Consider the following 4,916-nt stretch of genomic DNA (forward strand, 5'->3'; position numbering starts at 1 on the left):
CTATTCCAAAAAGAAAATGCTTTTTTGGGGAATGTTCCTACAGGGAATTGCCATTTTGGGTATCTCGTTTTCAGAAAATCTTGGGTTTTTAATAGGGCTTTTGGCTCTATTGGGATTTGGGACGGCCTTGGTTTACCCCACTTTTTTAGCAACCATAGCACAAGTTACCCACCCAAGGCAACGTGCAGAAAGTATTGGGGTTTTTCGCTTGTGGCGAGATTTAGGATATGCGTTTGGAGCTGTAATTTCTGGAATGATAGCTGACTATTTTGGAGTAGAATATGCAATTATTCTTATTGGATTGCTGACTTTGTTTTCTTCAGGACTTATTCAGATTAGAATGCCCAAAATAGCTTAGTCTTTTTAGCCAGGATTGATATCACTTTGAATTCCGGTTTCACCTGGATAAAGTTCCAAAATGACAGAAAAAAGTATTTGAAGTAGTATTAAAACAAAAAAAGAGATCAGAAAAGATCTCTTTTTTGCATTGGCTCCCCCTATCAACGATAGTTGCAACCGGAGTAAGGTGTTTTCTTTTTTAAAAATGTGTAGATATTCAATTAACTAGTTCAGGAAAAGTAAAATGATTTACTTCCTCTTTAAAATGGGAACCCGAAATGGTGTAGGCTTCCCTAAAATTCGGCCATTTGAGAGTTTTATTGAAATGACCAACTTTAAATGGTTAATAGGAAGAAATTAATATTCACAGAGAGGCAGATATTCAAAGCAATCAAAGCTCACCAGGCTGGCTGAAAAGTAGAAGAAATTTGTTGTGAAATGGAAAGTAACTGGGTATTTAAATTATTATATCATATTGAAACTGTTAAATTTGATATATCTCATTGAATCGCCTATTGAAATATCTGAGAACTTTATTCTATGCAAAATGTCATTTTTTTGAATATCAATTTCAACCAAATTTCGCACTGATTAGTACTTAAATGAAATCAAGGTTAAACAATTCATTAGCTCTTTGTGCAAAACTAATTGGAATATTCCTAACCATCCTATTAGCGGGAAATACGGCAGTTTATGCCAGCGATTCGATCCGTTTTCACAATCCACCTTTTGTTTCTTCAATAGAACATTACACTTTGAGTGATGGTCTGGCCTCAAATAACTTGAACAATGTGTTTGTTGACAGCAGAGGAAGAATGTGGGTAAACCCTGATGCGAGGGCCTCCACACAATTCAGGGTATCCTTTTTTCAGTTTGATGGTACGAAAAGTATTTTCCATGAATTAAAGCCGGACGTGTTGTCAAAAAAGAGCGCATCACCAATCTGGTTTATTATGGGAGAGGGGTTAGATGGGTTTCTGTATGGAGCTGATCGCTTAAACAAAACGCTATTTTACTGGCATCCTGATAAGGACATACAGTATTTTCATAAGCTGGAGGCTAATGAAAAGCTGCTTAACATGGCTCCGCATCCGGAAGGAGGTGTTTTAGTTTTAACTGCAGAAATATTTGAAAAATATAACCTTGGCAAAGAAACATATCGAGTAACCCACATAAAAAATGGAATAGCAAAGCATGCTGGATCTATTGAACTAGATTTCAAGGATGATCTAATTCCCATTACTCCCCAACGCCTGGAATATCCATTTGAGGTGACTGGGAACATCGCCTGGTTTTTTCACCAACGTAAGGGGCTGGTGAAGCTTTCCTTGAACAGTGGAGCAATGGAGTTTACACCATGGACTGATTTTGAGGGCATGCCTTTGATAAAAAAGAACTGGAAGGATGTCCCCAACGTCAGCTTCTATTGGAATATGATTGGCGTACAAAAAGATGAGCTATTGCTTTATCTCGGTCACCAAAATGGTTTTTTCACGCTTAATATCCATAATGGTCAGTTAAAGCAAGATCATCGACTGAACGAATTAATAGTGAGGGAAAACAGAGCTGATTATATGTTAAGGGTCTTCTTTGCCCGAGACAATAACAAGAATGTGTTGATTACCTCAGGATATTATAAAATGGGTGTTTCACCATTTGAGGTAAAAGATTTTCAGGCTTTATTGATAGACCAGGCCGGATGCTGGTATAACTATACCGGAATGTTACATCAAATGAACAATAAAGTCGAAATTGATTACCGACCGCATGGCAGGTACTTCGGTTCCAATTTTCTAAATGAAATAGGATCGACAGTGATGGAAAATGGTATGGCTATAATGGGTCTGCATCCAAACCTGCAAATTGAAACCCTTAACACTTCGGTTGGGTCTGGTGCACGTGCAATGGTTGATGTTGATACCTCGACCTTACTAGTAAATCTAGATGGTCAGCTCACGTTGCTTAATCTTACCAATCATACATGGACGCGTATAGAAGACACTTATGTGCCGTTGAGGGAATTATCACCTTTAATCCCAAAAAATGGGAGGATATGGATGTCTTACGCACAGCCAAACAAAGGGAGTTTGCTCTCTTTCAATCCAGATGATAATAAAATAGATCTATTCCCTATTGAAACAGGATTTGAACAATTTGTTTTTATTAATGATCAGGAAATTGCGCTGTTTAGTGATAATAAACAATTTAACAATGTTGGACAATTTCTCATTTATAATACCGCAACGGGAAGCAGCAAACCTTTTATTCTCGAAGATTCTGCTTTTAGTATAGAAGCTAAAGTGAATGATTTGCTTCTCGCTGGAGAACATTCCCTTTGGGTGGGAGCACAAAATGGACTTTGGCATTTTGACTTATCTAACAATAGTGTTAAGCATATAAATCATCCTGATTTCCCAAATGATTTAAACATCACCTCTATTTCCCAAGGGGAAGATGAAAGGTTTTGGTTAGGCACGGATAAAAACGGGATTCTCATTTATGATCCTAAAACCAATGATGTCGAGCAAGTGTCTGTACCACAAGGTTTGGCAAACAATGTAATTGTAGAAATCATAGTTGATGATCAATCGAACCGGTGGGTTGCAACATTTGATGGGATAAGCGTTGTAAGTCCGAAAGGAAAAGTGCTCTACAACATTAGAAAATCAGACGGATTGATCGACAATCAAATCAGACCTTCGGCTGTTGCGAAACTTCCAAATGGCAAGTTGGCATTTGGAGGAACCGCAGGTATTAGCATCCTTGAACCTGATTACATTCTTAATACATTGGCTGATAAGCAGCGGAATTTAATCTACCTAACTAGCCTTGGGTATTACAGTAATGAGAAGAATCAGGATGTTAATATCAATGGCTCCTTTAATAAGCTTAGTACGATACACATCTCAGCTGCAAAACGCTATATAAACCTCGACTTTGCACTATCAAGTTATTCAGACCTTCCGCGACAGTCGTACGAATATCGCATAGTACCGGCAAAATCTACTGATAAGCAAATTTCACAAGTTCCCTGGATAAATTTAGGAGCAGCCTCACAGGTGACGATTAATAACTTACCGGTTGGTGAACATATTATACAGGTTCAAGGTGTCGATAAGCAATTAAATCCTGTAGTAATTCCTCTTGAGATTCCAATTCAGGTAGATGAGTTTTTCTATCGCAAGTGGTGGTTTTATGCATTAATCTCCATACCCTTTCTTTTAGGCATCTACTTATATGTCATGAGGATAAAGGGAGAGCAACATCGACTGAAAAGAGAAGTGAAACTCCGGACGGAGCAGTTGGTCAAAGATAAGGAGCTTATCAAAGAGCAGGCAGTTCAGCTCCAGCAGCTGGATAAGGCAAAAACCCGCTTTTTTACCAACATTTCTCATGAATTCCGTACCCCCTTGACTGTCATCCTAGGAATGGTGGAACAGATCAAGAACCAGGTAAAGGAGAAGGACATCATTCGTAGAAATGCCAATCAATTGTCGAGACTTATTAACCAGATTCTGGAACTTCGTAAGTTGGAGGCTGGTAATATATCTGCTAGTTACGTTCAGGGGGATGTCATCACTTTTCTAAAGTATTTTATTGAATCATTTCATTCATTGGCGGAGCAAAAAAATGTTGAATTGGAATTCGAATCAACTGAGAGCTCACTGGTATTAGATTATGATCCCGAAAAGCTGAATCACATTGTATCCAACTTGCTGACCAATGCAATAAAATTTACCCCTGAAGGGGGAAAAGTACGTGTTTTGGTAGAAGTTCATAGAAATATAGATCATCCGCTCTACCAAATCTCAGTGATCGATACAGGAATTGGAATTACTCAGGATAAACTTCCTAATATTTTTGATCGCTTCTTTCAGGTGGAGGAAGAGGTAAATCAAGGTAAAGGTGGTATTGGAGTAGGACTATCCCTAGTTCATGAGCTGGTAAAACTGCTAAAAGGCAATATCAATGTGCAAAGTATACCAGGCCAAGGAACTAAGTTTCAAGTAATGCTTCCCTACACAAACGTTGCACTGTCTGAACCAAGCGCCCAAGAGGTATTTCCAATGAAAGCATTAAATTCCGGCAGCACCGACAAAAAATCATTAATTAAAGGAGGCTCAGGCAAAAAAGACCTTTCTACACTATTGATTGTTGAGGATAATCGGGATGTTGCTGAATATCTCTTCACCTGCCTGAAAGAGGAGTATAACCTGCTTTTTGCGGCTGATGGACAGGAGGGTCTTGAGATAACACTTGAAAAAGCCCCTGACATCATCATTAGTGATGTGATGATGCCTCGTTTAGATGGTCTGCACATGTGCAAGGAGATCAAACATGATGATCGGACTAGTCATATACCGATCGTCTTATTAACGGCAAAGGCTGATATTGGATCCAGGCTTGCAGGTTTGGAATGTGGCGCTGATGTGTATTTGGAAAAACCTTTTCATAAAAAGGAATTGCAGTTACAATTGCGAAATCTCGAGCAGACACGCCGGCATTTGCGTGAGCGCTATGCTAATCTTGAAAACCTGGAGGGAACCCCTGATAAATCCATCGAGAGAGAAGATACC

Annotated in this window: 2 protein-coding genes; both read left to right on the plus strand. The window is 38.9% G+C overall.

The window, feature by feature from the left end; all coding sequences use genetic code 11:
- Nucleotides 1-358: MFS transporter (locus HWE15_RS15150; protein WP_290508387.1), on the plus strand; the 358-nt coding region annotated here is incomplete at its 5' end.
- A 583-nt stretch (nucleotides 359-941) separates the two neighbouring features.
- The coding region (locus HWE15_RS15155; RefSeq protein WP_290508388.1) for an ATP-binding protein at nucleotides 942-4,916 on the plus strand (3,975 nt) is incomplete at its 3' end.

The organism is Algoriphagus sp., assembly GCF_013373065.1.
Taxonomy (GTDB): domain Bacteria; phylum Bacteroidota; class Bacteroidia; order Cytophagales; family Cyclobacteriaceae; genus Algoriphagus.